Source organism: Lunatimonas salinarum (assembly GCF_017811155.1).
Lineage (GTDB): Bacteria > Bacteroidota > Bacteroidia > Cytophagales > Cyclobacteriaceae > Lunatimonas > Lunatimonas salinarum.
Map to the genome: position 1 here is coordinate 136,677 of NZ_JACVCV010000001.1, position 18,550 is coordinate 155,226.

Genomic DNA, 18,550 nt, shown 5'->3' on the forward strand with positions numbered 1-18,550 from the left:
GTATATGTCACATCAATCACAAGATTTTAAAGATAAACATTTATCTTCTATTTTCCACTGATTATGGGATATGCGGTTTTCAATCTAAATCTTCACCATAGATACTAGCCCAACCTTTTTCGGATAGGTACCAAAGATAGCCGTCTTTGACCGTTAGGGGTGACTCAATATTGTTGTGATACAATTGTCCCGTACCTAGACCCTGTGGCATCGATGAGGCGTACGTGGCAGCAAATTGTGCAATGGCGTTTAAGCCGATGCTACTTTCCAATGCGGAGGTCATCCACCAACCAATCCCTGCTTCTCCTGCCAAACGTATCCAATCTGCTGTTGCCCGTATACCCCCAAGAAGGGTTGGCTTCAGAATTATGTAGGCAGGCTTTATAAGGTTCAAGAGAGCTTTTCTTTCGCCGGAATCCCCTATTCCGATCAGCTCCTCATCCAGTGCAATGGGAACGGGCGAGATTGTGCAAAGGCGCTCCAACTCACTCCATTGCCCCGCCTGAATCGGCTGCTCGATACTGTGAATAGCCAATTTTGACAATTTTTCCAGCTTTGCCGGAGCCTCAGCGGGAGAGAACGCCCCGTTCGCATCGACACGCAGCGTAATTTCCTTGCTGCCGTATCGCTGCCGCACTTTTTTGAGCAAGGCGTACTCGGTATCAAAATCTATTGCCCCAATCTTCATCTTGATACATGAAAATCCGGCAGCGATCTTTTCGTCTATTTGCCGTTGCATAAAATCCTCCGTACCCATCCAAACCAACCCATTGATGGGTATGGGGATATGTTCGTCATAAAAGCTATTGGGAAGAATTCGACGCTTTCCACCGTGAATCAGATCCAAAAGGGCCGTCTCCAACGCAAACCGGATACTTGGAAGCCGCTCGTCTACCAAATCAGCCACTTCGGCCATCAGCGTTTCCGGATCGGTGGAAAAAGTCACCTGCCCCAAACTATCACATACTTGCCGAAGGCATTCCTTAAAATCCATCCGATCATCCAAACTAAGTCCTACCAAAGGCCCGGCCTCTCCTATCCCAACCCAATTTGGGTAGCTAAGGGACCGAACGTGCAAAAGGTAGTTGTGTTTTTCCCTCAATACCCCTCTGGAAGTGCCTGCATCAAATTTAAACTTCAGGGTCAAGGGCGTACATGCCGCAGAAACCTGTATTCTTTCGATCTTATGATTCATTTATCTATTGAAAAACTATCCGGCAGCTATTTCTCAAATACAGGCAAAACCCAAACCGATAAAACCTGTATATTTGCCATCTATTTATCAAAACTAAGGATTTATTCCCATTGTTTACCCAAGCCCTTACCATGTCCAACGAATCCAATTTGAAAAAGTCAGATTTCTGGTATGAACTTCCGGAGAGTCGGATCGCTAAATTTCCTCTTCCCCAGCGAGACACTTCCAAGTTACTATGGTATAAAGACAAAGAAACTCGACACTATCGGTTCCACGACCTCCCATCTTTGATTCCGGCAGATTCCCTATTGGTGTTTAATAATACCAGAGTCATACCTGCTAGGCTGTTTTTTCAACGTGAAACGGGGGCATGGATTGAAATATTCCTCCTTAATCCCATTGCACCCTGCACGGTAATTCAGCCGGTAATGGAAGCGACCAAATCAACGACTTGGGAAACCATGGTGGGCAATCTGAAGCGCTGGAAGCCGGGAGAGGTATTGAAAAGCGAGGTCAATTTGGCGGGACGTATCATTAATCTAACCGCCACCTTAGTGGATAGAGAAAATCGTCGCGTAAAGCTTGACTGGGATCAGGGTGTTCCATTTGCCACCTTGGTAGAGGCTATCGGGAAATTACCGCTTCCGCCCTATTTAAATAGAGAACCTACGGAAGAGGACAGGGAAAGATATCAAACCGTGTACTCTGAGGTGAAAGGAGCAGTCGCTGCTCCGACAGCTGGACTTCATTTTACGCCTCAAATCCTAGATAAACTAAAAAATCAAGGAGTTACGTTGGAATATCTGACCCTGCATGTAAGTGCTGGCACATTTCAGCCCATCGCAGCGGAAAACCTAAAAGAACACGCCATGCATGGCGAACAAATGGTCTTTTCCCGTGAGAATCTCGACACTTTGGTAAAAGCTAAGGGAAAAATCATCGCCGTGGGAACTACCTCTATCCGGTCTCTGGAAAGCCTATACTGGTTTGGTGTGAAGTTGATGAAGGAAGGAGATACATCTTTCGTCATTCCCCAAACCTACCCATATGAACATCAAGATGAGCTACCATCGTATAAAGAGGTATTTGAGTTTGTCCAAGACTGGATGTATACACACAAGATTCAACGACTTGAGGGCGAAACTTCCCTGTATATCTATCCCGACTACCAGTTCAGAGTAGTGTCCGGACTGATAACAAACTTTCATCAGCCCGGATCTACCCTTATTTTACTAGTAGCCGCATTTACCGGTGGCGATTGGAAAAATATCTACAGACAAGCAATGGAAAACGATTACCGATTTCTAAGCTATGGAGACAGTAGCTTATTGTGGATAGCTAATTTTGGCGGAAGTGAATAATCGTTCCGGTATTAGTCGCCGCTGCCAAGTTTTTGAATGCCGTTAATCAATGCTTGGTAATACGTCCTTCCGACTGGAACTTTTTCATTTGCCACACATAATTCCTTGGGAGATATAGTGGCTATCTGCTCCAAGTTAACGATGTAAGACTTATGGATTCGAATAAACAGTTCCTCAGGCAAGATTTCTTCAAATTCTTTGAGAATATTACGCAAAGAGTACGTTTTTTTAGCGGTCACTAAAGTGGTGTAGTTGCCATCTCCCTTGAGGTACACGATATCGGGATAAGCAACTTTGGTAAGGCAACCCTTGTCTCTGATAAATATCGCATTTTTTATCAAGAGATCCTTGGTGTTGAGATGCATGCCGTTGGTACCATTAGTCGCAATAACCTTCAGTGTTTCGTTGATTTTCATATGGTTGCTCATTAAGGTAAATCAGTAACATAACCACCGCATTACGGGATTGTTTTCGCGATATTAAAATTTCGGATATCCTTGTAAAAGAAAAACAAAACAGCCAAATATTGGACTATGATCACCCAGGATAATTCCGTCACGGGTACGCTTTGGTAGGCGGCATAGGAAAGAAATATACAAGCTGACCATACATGCATGACTTTATAGTTCGTAAATACACTTATCCCTAAGGGAAGAATGATATACCAAGGGTGTACCACCGCATGCAGTAAAAGGTAAATCAGGTAACTAATAACAGTTAACTTATAGATATTCAGTTTAATACGAAACGAAACCCCTAAAAAAAGAATAATCAATCCCGCTACGGCTGACAGTGCGGGAGTAACGTATCGAATCGGGTTATAACCTAACCAGTATATAGAAAAATCTCTAATCAGATAATAGATCGAAGCGTTGAATTCAAATTTTCCATAATAAAGCCTAAAGCTTGAAAAAAAAGATTCTTGAAATGGATAAATAGGAAACATACAACACCCCAATATCAACAATAATCCGAACACATAACTGAATAGTCCTGCATAGGAGCTATTCTTGGCAAGAAGCATTGGGGCAAGCAGCAAAGGCGTCAGCTTTATCGATATCGCAAACCCAAACCAGCTACCTGACAAGAAGGGTCTTCGATTAAAAAACCACAAAGAAATTAGGAGACTAAGCAACATCAGACCCTCGAAGTGCAGGTTTCCGGCTATCTCTAAAATAACCAATGGGTTCAGTAAATAGAGCAGTAACCTCTTGGGGGAAAGCCCAAGTTGACCAAGAAGTCTTGACATCATCCATGCTATCAATCCCTCCGAAAGTATTAACATGACCCGTAAACATATCAAAGCTTCAAATACACTCGAATTCCCAACAAGAACCGAAAAAGCAAAAATCAACTGATTTACAGGAGGGTAAATACTGAAGTAATCCGGTGAATTTAATAAGGGAAATAAGGTGGTTAAAAAGTGGATATCACTAAATTCCTCTTGGGCAATAAGTGTCTCTGGGGTAAATTCATAAGGACTGATGCCATGCAAAGCAAGGTATCCATCCCAAAGAAAACGAGCAAAATCTTCCGAAAGTGCCGGCCAAGACCCCAACAATAGAACTCTGGCCAAAAAACCAAGGGCGACAAAATACCGAATCGATCCGATGTCGGATTGTGCCAGGCGGTATAAAATCAAAAAAGAACCGAAGCTAAGGCCATAAAGAAACAAAAGATGCAACGTCTGATCTCTCTGTATTCCGTAACCCAATACCCCAATACACCCCAAAAACACTAAAGAGGTGGCTAAAAAGCGCATAGAAATGCCTTTCATAATGCCAGAAGCTTCCCTCTTAAACAACAAAGATCCTTGGATTTATTCCTATTTCGATAGTTCACCTGAGGCACTGCCTTTCTTTTTCCCTCCGTTTTCCCTTCCGATCCACCTCTCAAAACTTTCACATTATCAAAAGAAATGATTTTACGTGGAAAATCGCTTACAAAACTGCAAACCCCTCCAACCCTGTGAGACCAATAACCGCTCCATTCGAGCTCATCAAATCGACCGAGTTGGTTTCTATTAAAAACTCCAAAAAATGGGATACCCATCACCTGGAAAAGTAACATCTTTATCCCGCAATGGATATCCCAATAGTTCATAAGAGCGTAGATTGTTCCGGTAAATCAGAACCTTCGTCTTGCTGCAACGCTTTTTTCACGACGTCATGCGGGTATTTAAGTGCGAGTTCCCTTATATCGTACGTAAACCGACTGTAAGCTTCCTCCCAGAGTCTTCGCTCTTCTTCAGTATAGTCATAAAATCCCTTGCCGTTAAAAACCCCATTTCCTCCCTCTTCCACTATTTTACTGATCAGCGCATTGGGCGCCTGAGCGTTACTCAAAGTCGGAAAAAGCTCCTTCATCACCGTGTAGTATGCACCAATTCCGGTAAAATCCATCCACCGAAATACGCCAACCATGGGAATAAAATATCCGGCTACATTTCTACAGGCCCGATCCACATCTTCTACCGTCGCATAATCTTCCTGGACCAAGTGAAGCGCCTCCCGGTACATCGCATACATGAGTCGGTTCCCGATAAAACCTCGAATATCCTTTTTGACAAGTACGGGCTCTTTGTCCCACTTCTCAGCCAGTTTGTACAGATAATCCGCAATTGACCGGTCACTTTGTTCACCACAAATGATCTCTAAAAACCGAGTAGTATGGGCTGGCTGCATCCAATGGAGCCCAAAAAAACGCTGCGGGAAGGATACAAATCGCTGAAGATCAGAAATAGGAATTGCAGAAGTGTTGGAAGAAATTATGGTATCGGTACCAACCACTTTATCTATTTTGTTAAATACCTGCCGTTTTATATCCAAGTCCTCCTTCACCGATTCAATCACGATCTTAGCCGGACCTAGGGTGTCAAAATCGTCGCTTAACGTCAGCCGGGCAAGATAGGCCTCGGGCTTTTCCGATACCAATCCCTTCTGCCAAGCAATATCCAAGTACTCGCGGATACGTTGGAAGCTGATTACTACATTTTCAGATACTGGCTCTACTCCGATCACCGGATGGCCCGAGATGAGCATGCATACTGTAATACTGCTCCCCATTAGCCCAAGACCCACCATACCTACCGGTATCTCTCCGGGCTCCATCGAATAGTTCATTTATAAATCCATTATTTTTTCCAACCTCTAGCTCCAGACAAAAAACTAGTCCAACTTAACTACTTGACCTGATCTAACCGATTCGTCGCAAGCAAAAGCAATACGAAGACTGTTAACCGCATCCGTCATATGATCGGAAAGATCGATATTTTCCCGGATAGCCCGTAAAAAATATTCCTGTTCACGCTTACAAAGTTCGTTGTGATCGGGTTCATCTGTGAGGTCAATCCACTGGTCTTCTTTCGCAAACTTTTCATCTGAGTTCAGATCCCCACTATGAACCAGCAGCGACTCTGTCTTGGTATGTGCCTCAATACTGTCGGATTTACCTGATCCCCCGGCATCCTTGGCTACAATGGAAACTGACCCCAAAGGCCCGAATACGTCTTTGATAAAAAACGCCGTCTCACTTACCATGGGGCCCCATCCGGCCTCATACCAACCTACTGAACCGTCCTCAAATCGGATCTGCAGATTTCCATAATTATAATTACCAGCGGGGATCTCTTCCGTTAAACGAGCACCTATGGCATACACCTGCATGGGTTTGGAGCGCGTCATCTGACACATAACATCGATGTAGTGTACACCACAATCCACAATAGGACTAAGCGACTTCATGAGATTACGGTGGAGGGTCCACATGCTTCCCTCGCTTTGTTGGTTAAGGTTCATCCGCATAACCAAAGGTTTGCCCAATTTGTGGCTCTCAGCAATAAATCGCTCCCAAGAAGGGTGATGTCTTAGTATATAGCCCACTACCAGTTTTTTTCCATGCCTATTTGCAGCATCTACCACTCGCTGTGCTCCTTCCACTGTATCCGCCAATGGCTTTTCAACGAAAACATCACATCCATGTTCTATGGCATAAACAGCATAAGCCTCATGAGTATCAGGGTAAGTAGATATACTCACTGCATCGGGTTTGGTAATCTCCATTGCTTGGTAATAATCGTCGAAGAGTGGGTAAGCACCTCCTAGCTTCTCATTTAATACCTGCTTTGACTTACCCCCTGAAACCAATCCAATAATCTCAAAATCAGGAAGTTGATGATAGGCTAATGCATGGGAAGAACCCATATTTCCACAGCCAACTACTAAAATTCTTACGGTTTTTTTGCTTTGGGTCATAAACGATCTCATTTAAAATTTGCGCTACCAATCGCCCACATTTTCGCTTTCTAGCGTTTAAATTTAAAAAAAATGACGCTTCTTCACCATCAAAGAGAAACTAATTTAAAAATCTATTTTTTTCCACTTTCGCCATCACACTATTCAAATCGATATAGTGCCACCGATATAAGGTAGAACGGAGTTTAACAAAAAAATAAATTTTCAGATCAATCACACAATATATCCGAATATGTAATAGTAAAACATATGGCTATCGACTAGGAAAAGGATCTAATTTTGAAAACGCTATTGTTTGTTAAAATCAATTTTATAAATTTGTATAATCAATCTTAATTTACGTTATTATTATGGGAAATATTAAAGAGTTTGTTAAAGAGTACAGCCAATTATTGGCCAACGAGTCACCTTTTGTTTATGAAGATGAAGATGGAAAGCGATATAAGTCGGTAGAAGAGGCTTATAAAAGCGGAAAAAAAGTAGCTATCAAAAACTCAAATGATTCAGCTATTGAATATTTGAAGGGATTGGGGATTGAATCTAAAGCAGATGTTTCCAAGTTTTTTGAACTGCTTAGCCACATTTTTGGAATGGATATCGGTAAGAAGAGCGGTACTCGAACTAGAAGAACTTATTCCAACGAGGAGAAAGCTGCATTGATGGACGCTTGGCACAAGGCTGATGCTGCAAATATGAGCAAAGTGGACTTTTGCAAAGAGAACGATATCACCTATCAGACTCTGATGAAATGGCTGAGAGAAGCTAAAGGGTAAACATCATGGCCGATCATTGTATCGGCCTTTTTTTATCTATCTTTTTTCGCTATTTTTCGTTTCTATGCTGATTTCAAAAAGACCCCTTATATTCTGGTTGATTGCCCTTGTGTTGGCGCAAGGATGCCAAAGGGAAAAAACAGACTGGGTATCCGAGTATGCTGCCAATAAAGAAGTGGCAGATTATATGTTGCAATTTCAGGGACGAGGGGCAGTTACCGACCCCAATTCCGCGCCTTCATCTCCCGAAGATGCGCTTTCTCTTTTTAAGACTGCCGCCGATCTGGAAATCTCTTTGGTTTTGGCAGAACCTGATATCGTGCAGCCGGTCGAATTGAATTTTGACCACAAAGGACGACTGTGGGTAGTTCAATATAACCAATACCCCTACCCCAAAGGACTAAAGGTGACCTCTATCGACAACCACACGCGCGTGACCTTTGACAAAACTCCTGACGCCCCCCCAAAAGGAGTAACAGGTGCAGATAAAATCACTTTTTTTGAAGATACCGACGGGGACGGCATTTTTGATAAAACTACCGATGCCATTACTGGGTTGAATATCGCAACCTCTGCCTTAATAGGCAGGCAAAAAATCTGGGTCCTAACACCTCCCTATCTGCTCTCCTATCCTGATACTGACGACAACGGTATTCCGGACGGTGACCCGACGGTACATGCTTCAGGATTTGGATTGGAGGATACACATGCTGTTGCAAATAGCTTGACATGGGGACCTGATGGTTGGATTTATGGTGTGCAGGGAAGCACTACAACCGCCAATATCACTACCAATAGAAATAAAAATGTGCGCTTTCTGGGGCAGGCTGTTTGGAGATTTCATCCTGAAAGCGACATGTTTGAATTGTTTGCCGAAGGTGGGGGCAACAACCCATTTAACTTGGAGTTTGACGCAAAGGGAAGAATATTTTCGGGTTCTAATGGTTCAGATAGGGGCCCCTATTACAAGCAGGGTGGATATTACATCAAGAGCTGGGGCAAACACGGTCCGTTAACCAATCCCTACGCCTTTGGTTTTTTACCGAATATGCCTTTGGATGGCGAAAAGAAACGTTTTACCCACGGCATGATAAGGTACGAAGGGGATTTACTTCCCGAGCGATATAAAGGCAAGTTATTGGCATTGAATCCGCTGCATAATTATGTTCAGTTGACCCGTTTGGAGCCCTTTGGCTCTTCCTTTCAGGCGATCGACGAAGAGATTTCCCTGGCAGCCTCGGACAAGTGGTTCAGGCCCATAGATATCAAAACCGGGCCCGATGGGGCTGTTTATATTACCGATTGGTATGACAGCCGCCTGACCCATGTGGATCCTAGAGATACCTGGCATAAAAGTAGTGGAAGGATATACCGTATAAGTTCGAAAGGACAAAAACACGGGTACACCACAGGAGATCTAAGTCAGCTTAGTACCGAAGCGCTCGTTAAGTTGCTTTCCCATAAAAATAAGTGGTACCGGCAGCAGGCGTTGCGCATCTTTGGAGACCGAAAGGACACGGCCGCCATCATTCCCTTGCAAAACCTTGTGAAGATTTCCAGCGGTCAGCTGGCGCTGGAAGCTTTGTGGGCACTTCATTTATCTGGAGGATTGCAGGAACCTCAGGCCATTGAAGCGCTGTCCCATCATGATCCTTACGTCCGAATGTGGACCGTACGTTTATTGGGGGATCGGGTAGTCATTAGCGATGTATTAGCACGCAAGATCGCAAATATAGCGCTCTCCGAAGTTGAGCCGGAGGTATTAAGTCAACTAGCATCCACTGCCAAGAGGCTTCCTCCCGAACATGCCCTGCCCATCATTGAGCAGCTTATGGCGCGTAAAGACTTGGAAGATGATCCCGATATTCCGCTCCAGATCTGGTGGGCAATCGAAGACAAAGCCAATGAAGACAGGGAGGGAGTATTGGCGCTTTTCAGAAATAATGCTGCTTGGCAGATGCCCCTGGTCAGCTCTACGATCGTCAGTAGACTGGCACAGCGGTGGACGATGTCTGGTACCCCCCCGGATCTACAGGCCTGCGAACAGCTCCTGCAGTTCGCTGCAAACGCGGATTCAGAAGCACGGGTAGTCGATGGGATTATGGAGGGGCTACGGGGAAACACCGCATTGCATCTTCCGGAAAAATTGCAGAGCCGCGTCAATCAAATCATGCGCACAGCCGGGGATGCGCCCCTCACGCTTGCGATCAGACAGGGGGATGCCGACGCGTTAAAGGAAGCAAAACGCATCCTCGAAAGTACTGAAGCTCCCTTATCCCTTCGTCTTTCCTATATCGGCCTGATGGGGGAAATCCAAGCGCCTGAAATGGAGCCCGTATTGTTAACTATTATCCAAAAAGATCCGTCTTCGGCTGTCAAACAAGCTGCGATACAAGCATGTGAATCATACGACAACCCTGTGATTGAAAAAACAATGGCCGAAATATACCCTTCCATCCGGGCTGATTCCTACGTGAGGGAGGCAGCTATTCACTTATTTTCGGTGCGTATAGAATGGGCAATGGCGTTTTTCAGCCAAATAGCGGAAAGCCGTACCATCCATGCTACGGATGTTCCCCATTTATTGGCAAGAAAATTTTTGCTGCTGGAAAATGAGGAAATAACCGAACAGGTGAAAAAATACTGGCCTACAAGTATACCCTGGACTGCGGAGAAGAAAAAGACCGAGATCCATCGGCTAGGAAGTGTATTATCAAGAAATGGCGGAGACCCATCCGCTGGAAAAATGGTCTACCGAAACAACTGTCTTTCCTGCCACCGATTCAAGGATGAGGGTGGGATCATAGGACCTGACCTCAGCGGATATGATCTTTCCAACAAAGACTACTTATTGTTGCATCTAGTGGACCCTAACGCAGATATACGAGAGGGTTATGAAACCTATCAATTCCAAACAACGGATGGTAGAATTCTTGAAGGAAGAATTACCAAACAGGAAGGAAACACCATTTATCTGCAACCCACATACGGTGGAAAGGGTATTGTATTGCCGGAAACAAAAATCAAATCAAGCAGCATCGTGCAGTGGTCGAGCATGCCTGAAGGCATATTGGAAAGCCTCAGTTCACAAGAAATTCAGGACTTGGTGGCTTATCTTGAAAGATAAGCCACTTTTTACGATCTTTCTCCCAATAAAGGAGAAGGAATCGGTTGTGTCCTTCGCTTTAATCCGAATCCTTCAATCGCATACTTTCTTAGGTGTTGCTCCATCTCATCCACTTCATCGGTCAATAGAAAAAGGTCAACATCCTGTTTGCTGATAGTACCCACCTCTGCCATATGCAAAATGTGTTGATAAATGTGTCGGTGAAATTGAGTCCCCATTAGAACAATCGGAAAACGTTTAATGACTTCTGTCTGTATTAAGGTAAGGGCTTCGAAAAATTCATCCAGCGTACCGAATCCACCCGGAAAAACTACAAAGCCAAAGCTGTATTTGGATAATAACACCTTACGGACAAAAAAGTACTTGAAATTCATATAGCGGTCTAAGTATTTGTTCGGAAACTGTTCAAATGGCAGCACAATATTGCATCCGACCGATTTTCCGCCCACATTTTTTGCCCCACGATTGGCGGCTTCCATAATGCCCGGTCCTCCTCCTGTCATTACAGTAAACCCAAGCCGACTCACGCGTTCCCCTACGTTGATGCCCATCTGATAGTAATCATCTTTTTCTTCAAAGCGGGCGGATCCGAACACCGTAATACAGGGTCCTACGAAATGCAGGGTCCTAAAGCCCCGCACAAATTCAATCAAAACTTTCAAGCTGAACTTTAGCTCTTTAATCCTACTTTGAGGCCCCGCAAAAAATGCCTCCTCCTCGGGATTTACCAACGGTATTATACTTTCTTCCTGCTTTTTTATCATATCTGCTCCAAATTTAATCGTTTACTTCAAATCGTTTCAAAAATTGGCGTTTTTTATAAACGCATAAATGACGATGTGGTTATTTTAGGCAGTAGATTTCCTCCCAGTTTTGTGTCCGAAAATACCCGCCACCTTTGATGATTAGTCACATCAGGAATGACTATAAAGAAAATCACCTCTTTTTAGGGACGTGATTGATTGAATGGTATGAAAAAGAGTTAACAATTGAATTTAAGTATATTTGAAGCAAATCAAAGATCCGGCATCCGTATGTATCCAACAAACTACAGTCTATCAAGGGCAATCCGCATGTTACTGGTCATATTTGTTATTCCTCTATTCGTAAAGGCACAGGAGCCGCCAAAAATCCTCATCGCCTATTTTTCTTCTACCGGAAATACGCAATCCATGGCCGTGGCCGTAGCCAAAGGAGCCAGCAATTTCGGTGGGGTTACCGTTCAGGTAAAGGAAATCGCATCAGTGACCGATGAGGATCTAATAAGTGCCCAAGCCATTATCTTAGGTTCGCCCGTATATAATGCCAACGTACCCCCAAAAGTACAGGAATTCATCAACTCTTGGCCATTTGAAAACAGACCCTTTTTCAATAAACTGGGAGCTGTTTTTGTCACAGGTGGTGGATTCTCCATCGGGGAGGAAGCCGTGATGTTCAGCCTTATCCGAGCGATGATGATCCATGGGATGGTCATCTTGGGAGGAACCGAGGTAGAAGCGGCCTTTGGTGCCTCTGCCATAACGGGCGAAGGGCCCTATGCAGCGACGGAGGTTCAAGAGGTTTTTTTACAAAAAGCAGAAGGTCTGGGACATAGAGTGGCCCAATGGGCTAGCCGACTTGACAAGCCAACTACTCCCTGACCGGTTTGGCTCCAAGCCTTTCAACCCCTGCCCATATAAGGCATTTGATTGGCCATAATGGTCATAAAGGGGACATTTGTGTCTGCTGGTAAACTCGCCATATAAGCAACCGCCCGCCCTACATCGGCCATATCCATTGTCGCTTCCGGCTTAACCGAACCATCGGCCTGTAACACTCCTGCCGACATTTTCTCCGTCATTGCGGTAGCTGCATTGCCCACATCGATCTGACCACAGGTAATCCCAAACTGCCTACCATCCAGAGAGGTAGCTTTGGTGAGTCCCGTTACCGCATGTTTCGTAGCCGTATAGGGAACCGACAAAGGTCTGGGAACATGCGCGGAAATGGAACCGTTATTGATAATTCGGCCCCCTTTCGGATCCTGCTTTTTCATGAGGCGAAATGCCTCTTGCGTACAAAGAAATGCTCCCGTCAAATTGGTATCAACCACCCGCTGCCATTCAGCCAATGACAGATCCTCCAAGGGCATGTACGGTGCATTTACTCCGGCATTGTTAAAAAGAAGATCCAATCTTCCAAAAGTCATCTCAACCTTCAGAAAAAGGGCCTTGACGTCTGTCAGAGACGTAATATCCGAAGCCACTACCAACGTCTCCGCCCCCAAACAGCGCGTAGCCGTTTCGATTAGATTTGCTTCCCTTCTCCCGGCAAGAACCAGGCTCCAACCAGCTTCACTCAAGGCGATGCATACAGCCCTACCTATGCCCGAACCAGCACCGGTCACTAAGGCCACTTTTTTTGTTTGAATCATTTTTGCTTCTTAAAAACCAGAAATAGTCTCCTCTTCGATGTAATTACGGATGATCTCCTCCGTGGAGGTATCTTTTACAAAACCAAGCTCCAATGCTCTCTTAGGATCAAAATTGGGTGGCCATGTCAATACAATCCCCTGCAAAAATGCATCCGGCTCGTAAACCGCCCGTTCGGCGATCTCGGTGCCGGCCACGTTTCTCAGGCTCGATAATAAATCTCCCACAGAGGCCGTAATTCCCGGAAGCGTAATGATTCGGTCATCCCCTAGACAATCGCTCGATAAATTGGCTGCGTGAATAAAATTCTGAACCACCCTTTTTGGAGACAAAAGCCAAAAAGCTGAATCCTCCGATACCGGATAAGTGGCAGACACCCCATTCAAAGGCTCCCGGATGATACCACTCAAAAATGAGGAAGTAGCCGCATTAGGTTTGCCGGGCCTCACAGTGATCGTCGGCAACCGGAGCGTTCGGCCGTCGACGAATCCGCGGCGGGAATAATCATTTATCAGCAATTCAACTATGGCCTTTTGGGTACCATAAGAACTTCTCGGCTTGGGCGCTGTCGTATCCGCCACGACCTGTGTTACGTCTCCGCCAAAAACACCACAAGAGCTCGCAAAGATTAGTCTTGGTTGGTGAGCCAATTGCCTACAGATTTCCAATAGCTGAAGGGATCCATGCAGGTTTACTTTCATGCCAAGATCAAAATTTTTCTCGGCCTCCCCACTTACCACGGCTGCCAAATGAAAAACCAGTTCCGGCCTTTGCTCCAGCACTGGACGGATGACACTCTCTTCGCTGAAATCCCCGACGACAAAGTCAAAATGCTCCACATGGAGCAACTCCTCGGGAAACGCTCTATCCATCAGGGTGATTTTGGAAATTTCCCCCTGTGCCAAGGAGCCTACTTTTACCAATTCTCGGGCCAATCGGCTTCCTACAAAGCCTCCACCTCCAATGACTACTGCATGCATATCGTTTAGTTAATTGAGTTTATGGTTCATTTAAATTACGCAAACGGAAATAGCCAGGCCATCAACATCACCTGCAAAAGTCCCGCCACACCGATTAACCCCAAGAGAACCGTCCACGTCTTAAGGGTCTCCTTCTCCGAAAAACCGCTCATCCGTGCCACCACCCAAAAGGCACTGTCATTCATCCAGGACAGAAACACCGAGCCAAACCCCATAGCCAAAAGCAAATAGATGGGATGGAATTCCATTTCCGGACCCACTTGCATGATTCCGGCCATAATGGACGAAGCAGCAATCATGGCTACGGTTCCCGAACCCTGCGCTGTCTTGAAAATCGCTGCAATCAGCCAAGCCAACGGAATATAGTGAATATGGAAATCCTCGGCAAGCAATTTGATCCCATCGCCAATGCCCGTATGACCGATCATGGCTCCGTAGGCTCCTCCTGCACTTGTTATCAAAATAATCATGCCCCCTATTTCCAAAGGCTTATTGACTTTTTGCCAAAGCTGCGATTTGCTCAAACCCTGTTGCCTTGCCCATAACAAGACGGCAATAGCAGCTCCCAAGGCCATGGCCGTATTTTTATTCCCCAAAAACGCCACCCAGCCAGGAATCTTTTCTAGAAGCACGAAAACCACTGAGGAAAGCGCAATCAAACCAACCGGTATTATAATGGGGGAAAGTGAAAAGAAGGTGCCCGGGAGGGAATTTTGCGTCGTTTCATAGGACCTTTGGAGGCGAATGGGTAATGGCATGTGCTCATTTATCTTCCTGCCGACTATCCACACCAAGGCAGCCGGTATTATACCCGCAGCCAAGCCCACCAAGATAACCAAGCCTAGGTCTAAGGAGAGCGTTTCAGCCATGATAAGTGGTCCCGGAGTGGGAGGTACTATGCTGTGATTAATCACCGCACCACCACCTATTGCCAGAACATACCATACATAGTCTTTTCCGGTTTTACGGGCAAGCGCAATGCCCAAAGGAATCAGCAGAAAAAAAACGGTATCGAAAAAAACAGGAATGGCTAGAATAAAGCCACTCAATAGCAGCGCAAACGCAGCCCGTGATTCTCCCAAATAATGAAGTAGATCATTCACTATTCGCTCTGCTGCTCCACTTTCCAACATGGCAGCTCCAATGATGGCGGCAAGCGCTATTACCCAGGCGATTTTTCCAGCCATTACTCCAAATTCGATCATAGGCAATTCAAGTGCCGTATTGATCCAGCTTTGACCAGGAAGTAAGGCAAGGCCCGGCGTAAACATCCCTACATAAAGTGCCGCCAAAATCAAAGAGAAGAAAGGATGCACCTTCAGTCTTCCGATCAGCAGCATAACCAAAAGCATACTGGACAAAAGAAGGAAGAATGGCCAATAGACAGAATGTACAATCAAATTCATTACCTAAAGAAAGAACAAAATCTACTAAAGACCAAAAAAAACCAATATCTGCATAGCCCCGTTGGGCCTGAGTTTAGTTTCCGGTTGGCAGCATATTCCGAATACCAGAAATCCGCCAGTTCCCCTCGCGGAAAACGGCGATAAACGTGCTCCACATTTTGCGGGGATCTCCTCCACTGACTGGCTCGATTGTGTAGCGCGCATCTACCAACGCCACCTTCTCATCCAATAACCTGATTCGCTCTACAGATAAAGTACGTTTGCCTTCGTTAATCGATGAGCTTCGTTGCATGCCGTCTACTGCCACCCGTAATCCCAGCCTCCACTCTCCTGAGGAAACGAGCTGGTCAATATCTTCGGTAAGAATCGACTTGAGTAGCAGCGTATCCTGGTTCTCTCTAGCTTTTGAATAAAGGTCAATTAACTGCATGAGCTCTGTAGCAACCGCCGGTGGTACGGATGCCTCCTGTGCCTGTACCGGAATCAGCCAAGCAGTTTGGATGACACCCATCACTATCCAAAAGTATTTTTTGATCATCTTATAGGTTATTTTGTCAATCGCTTCCGAACACCCTTCCTAGCATACCGCCTACTTACTGCTTGGCATCCCCCGGTTTGGCCTGATAAAGCTCCAACCCAATAGAGGTTCTCGGTCTAAAACCCTTCCAAGTCCCTTCCAACGAATCTTCTGTAAGATCCAAATATTCGGACAACTCACTTTCTCCCTTTAAATGCACTCCCAGAAAGGCCGTAACAAAGTGTTGATTGATATTGTTAATCCTTCGTTCATCCCAAACCGGCTCTGCGTACCGCATGAATTCTTCCGGGTTAATCCCTTCGCCATTGGCTACAGCTGGCGGTGGATTGGGAGCCACATTGTGCCGTGCTTGCTGATAAACCAACAAGTACTTCTGAGCTCCCGTTATTCTTTCGTAAATCGCCCGAACACCATCCTCATAACCAGATATATCGTCTTGATCACCCGCTACTATAAATGTAGGAACATGAATCCCTTTGAGCCCTTCTTGGTCCCAAGCACCGCGTTGCATGCCCCAAGGAGCAAAAGCCACAATTGCCTTTATCCGAGGGTCAGCCAGGGAAACGTAACCCTCCGCTCCGGAAACCCTGTTGTCCATCAATTTACTTCCCTCTGTTAACTGCGTAAAGGCACGGCCCCAAGTGGCACTATATCCTGCACCTGCGGCATTAAGAACGCCGTAGCCGCCCATCGAATAACCGACCAAGGCCGTAGTGTTGGGATCTACCAATCCAGCAAGAAAGCTATCCGCCGTATGATCTGATAGCTTTGTAATTTGATCCAAGACAAACAAATCATCCAACGCCCGGTAATACAGTGTACTGGCAAACTTGCCTGGCTGCCGAAAAGTAGATTCAGGATGGTCAATGGCTACCACCACGTATCCTTTTGAGGCAAGGTTTTCCGTCAGATAAGACATCAAATACCTCGACCCAAGGTACCCGTGGGATACAATAACCAATGGGTAAGGACCCTCTGATACCGCAGGAAGTGCGTCCCGGGTGGCCCGTCCAAGGAATGAAAAGGGAATCAACGGCCGGTTTGGATCACCGTTTACCCCCATTACTTCATCGTAAGAAGTGGTACCGGAACCGGACATACTGGGATACCAAACTTCCACAGTAATTTTTCGGTCGTATTTCGGTTGGCCATCGGCAGTAGCTTGTTGTACATCTACTTGATCGGGATTTGTCCACTCCAAGGTACGTACGCCTACAGAGAAGTTACCACGATGGGCCAATTCCGGTGCATCGGGCAACGCATCCCCATATAAAAAATCGGATTGTTGCCCATATGATGCTATGCACACTGCTAGCACAAACAGCAAGAACAAAAATCTCGTCAGTCCGTTAGTAGTCATAAAACTTTTTTCGTTGATCCAATCACTCATAGTAGCAAAGTAAAACAAATTATTCTAAAAAATGCGAAACATCCCAACCAATGCCCCCCTGCAAGACCGATTGGTTGCAGTTTTTATAAAGCACCCCACTTTCGCTCAAATCATCCCAGTTAGGGCAAAGATTAGCGAAAAAAATCGTTTTAGTCCTGTCTAAAATAAAAGATTTAAAAATATGTTTGTCAAATAGTTAAAATGATTTATTTAAACCATATTATCGGTATTTGTATACCTTTACTCTTCTTTTATTTAACCAGCTCAAATCTAGCGGCTCAACAGCCCTTTCAATCATCCTCCACCCCGGAAAAAGCGGGTTACAAATTACGCTGGTCCGATGAATTTGAAGTCAATGGCAAACCCGACGCCGACCATTGGTCTTATGAAACTGGCTTCGTTCGAAACCGGGAACATCAGTGGTATCAGCAAGACAATGTAGAAATCAAGGACGGCAAACTGGTCATCACCGGCAAGCGGGAATGGATAAAGAACCCGGGATACGTTCCCTCCGATTCCGACTGGCGACTGAGCCGCCAATATGCGGAATATACCTCCTCAAGCTTGCATACCCGCACCAAGGTTGAATTTCAATATGGCTGGGTAGAAGTGAGGGCTAAAATCGACACCTCCGCTGGTCTGTGGCCCGCGATCTGGACACTTGGGAAAGACCGCAGCTGGCCGGCGAATGGCGAGATTGACATCATGGAATATTACTTGGTAGGTGGCGAACCCACTATGCTCGCCAATGCCGCTTGGGCGCACCCTGACCAAAGGGCAGCCTGGGACGAGGTGAAGTTACCGCTTAGCGAAATAATCGCCGGGGACGTAGACTGGACCAATCGCTACCACACTTGGGAAATGGATTGGACAGCGGAATATATCCGTATTTATTTGGATGGTAGACTCCTTAACGAAATAGATCTAAACGAAACAGTCAACCCGGATGGATTCAATCCATTCAGGCAGCCCCATTATCTGCTACTCAACTTGGCGATCGGAGAAAACGGCGGAGATCCTTCCGATACCGAGTTTCCACGGCATTTCGAAATAGACTATGTTAGGATTTATCAAAAGACGCCTTAGCGAGGTTTATCCGCTGGTTTTACCCATCAA

16 protein-coding genes are annotated in these 18,550 nt (G+C 45.5%); 5 read left to right on the forward strand and 11 right to left on the reverse strand.

Translation table 11 applies throughout. The features are described from left to right. Positions 1-79: 79 nt before the first annotated feature. On the reverse strand, positions 80-1,195 hold the full coding sequence (locus IAQ59_RS00570) for an o-succinylbenzoate synthase (RefSeq protein WP_209328821.1): 1,116 nt from the start codon (positions 1,193-1,195) through the stop codon (positions 80-82). Between the two features lie 131 nt (positions 1,196-1,326). Between IAQ59_RS00570 and IAQ59_RS00575 the strand changes: the two genes are divergently transcribed. Continuing rightward, the gene (locus IAQ59_RS00575; protein ID WP_209328822.1) at positions 1,327-2,556 is read left to right on the forward strand and encodes an S-adenosylmethionine:tRNA ribosyltransferase-isomerase; all 1,230 of its coding nucleotides are present in this window, start codon (positions 1,327-1,329) and stop codon (positions 2,554-2,556) included. Positions 2,557-2,567: 11 nt separating this feature from the next. Here IAQ59_RS00575 and IAQ59_RS00580 read toward each other — a convergent pair whose 3' ends face one another. From IAQ59_RS00580 to IAQ59_RS00595, 4 genes are all read right to left on the reverse strand, one after another. Next, positions 2,568-2,972, reverse strand: coding sequence for a LytR/AlgR family response regulator transcription factor (locus IAQ59_RS00580; RefSeq protein ID WP_209328823.1), 405 nt, complete (start codon positions 2,970-2,972; stop codon positions 2,568-2,570). Positions 2,973-3,013: 41 nt separating this feature from the next. Then, positions 3,014-4,363: an MptA/MptB family glycosyltransferase gene (locus tag IAQ59_RS00585; protein WP_209328824.1), complete on the reverse strand. Its 1,350-nt coding sequence runs from the start codon at positions 4,361-4,363 to the stop codon at positions 3,014-3,016. Positions 4,364-4,655: 292 nt separating this feature from the next. Further along, positions 4,656-5,678, reverse strand: a complete 1,023-nt coding sequence (locus IAQ59_RS00590; protein WP_245189332.1) for a 3-hydroxyacyl-CoA dehydrogenase family protein — start codon at positions 5,676-5,678, stop codon at positions 4,656-4,658. 45 nt (positions 5,679-5,723) lie between these two features. Further along, positions 5,724-6,809 (reverse strand): Gfo/Idh/MocA family protein, encoded by a 1,086-nt coding sequence (locus tag IAQ59_RS00595; RefSeq protein ID WP_209328825.1) that lies wholly within the window; start codon positions 6,807-6,809, stop codon positions 5,724-5,726. Positions 6,810-7,159: 350 nt separating this feature from the next. Between IAQ59_RS00595 and IAQ59_RS00600 the strand changes: the two genes are divergently transcribed. Together IAQ59_RS00600 and IAQ59_RS00605 are read left to right on the forward strand one after the other, a co-directional pair. Continuing rightward, on the forward strand, positions 7,160-7,582 hold the full coding sequence (locus IAQ59_RS00600; protein WP_209328826.1) for a hypothetical protein: 423 nt from the start codon (positions 7,160-7,162) through the stop codon (positions 7,580-7,582). A gap of 64 nt (positions 7,583-7,646) precedes the next feature. Then, complete coding sequence (locus IAQ59_RS00605; protein ID WP_209328827.1) at positions 7,647-10,709, forward strand: DUF7133 domain-containing protein; 3,063 nt, start codon at positions 7,647-7,649, stop codon at positions 10,707-10,709. A gap of 8 nt (positions 10,710-10,717) precedes the next feature. On the opposite strand, the gene IAQ59_RS00610 is transcribed toward IAQ59_RS00605, so the two are convergent. Beyond that, positions 10,718-11,473: an LOG family protein gene (locus IAQ59_RS00610; protein WP_209328828.1), complete on the reverse strand. Its 756-nt coding sequence runs from the start codon at positions 11,471-11,473 to the stop codon at positions 10,718-10,720. 309 nt (positions 11,474-11,782) lie between these two features. On the opposite strand from IAQ59_RS00610, the gene IAQ59_RS00615 reads away from it, so the two are divergent. Continuing rightward, entirely contained in the window at positions 11,783-12,349 is a 567-nt protein-coding gene (locus tag IAQ59_RS00615; RefSeq protein WP_245189333.1) for a flavodoxin family protein, read from the forward strand. A 20-nt stretch (positions 12,350-12,369) separates the two neighbouring features. Here IAQ59_RS00615 and IAQ59_RS00620 read toward each other — a convergent pair whose 3' ends face one another. The 5 genes from IAQ59_RS00620 to IAQ59_RS00640 all read right to left on the reverse strand — a co-directional run bounded on the left by IAQ59_RS00620 (position 12,370) and on the right by IAQ59_RS00640 (position 17,434). After that, entirely contained in the window at positions 12,370-13,122 is a 753-nt protein-coding gene (locus tag IAQ59_RS00620) for an SDR family oxidoreductase (RefSeq protein WP_209328830.1), read from the reverse strand. 9 nt (positions 13,123-13,131) lie between these two features. Then, positions 13,132-14,100 carry a D-erythronate dehydrogenase gene (gene denD / locus IAQ59_RS00625; RefSeq protein WP_209328831.1) on the reverse strand — a complete coding sequence of 323 codons (969 nt, stop codon included), beginning with the start codon at positions 14,098-14,100 and terminating at the stop codon, positions 13,132-13,134. 35 nt (positions 14,101-14,135) lie between these two features. Further along, complete coding sequence (locus IAQ59_RS00630; protein ID WP_245189334.1) at positions 14,136-15,506, reverse strand: GntP family permease; 1,371 nt, start codon at positions 15,504-15,506, stop codon at positions 14,136-14,138. A 73-nt stretch (positions 15,507-15,579) separates the two neighbouring features. Then, on the reverse strand, positions 15,580-16,044 hold the full coding sequence (locus tag IAQ59_RS00635) for a DUF4440 domain-containing protein (RefSeq protein WP_209328832.1): 465 nt from the start codon (positions 16,042-16,044) through the stop codon (positions 15,580-15,582). Between the two features lie 55 nt (positions 16,045-16,099). Next, positions 16,100-17,434 (reverse strand): alpha/beta hydrolase family protein, encoded by a 1,335-nt coding sequence (locus IAQ59_RS00640; protein WP_245189335.1) that lies wholly within the window; start codon positions 17,432-17,434, stop codon positions 16,100-16,102. A 201-nt stretch (positions 17,435-17,635) separates the two neighbouring features. Between IAQ59_RS00640 and IAQ59_RS00645 the strand changes: the two genes are divergently transcribed. Further along, complete coding sequence (locus tag IAQ59_RS00645) at positions 17,636-18,520, forward strand: glycoside hydrolase family 16 protein (RefSeq protein ID WP_209328833.1); 885 nt, start codon at positions 17,636-17,638, stop codon at positions 18,518-18,520. The last annotated feature ends 30 nt before the right edge of the window (positions 18,521-18,550 follow it).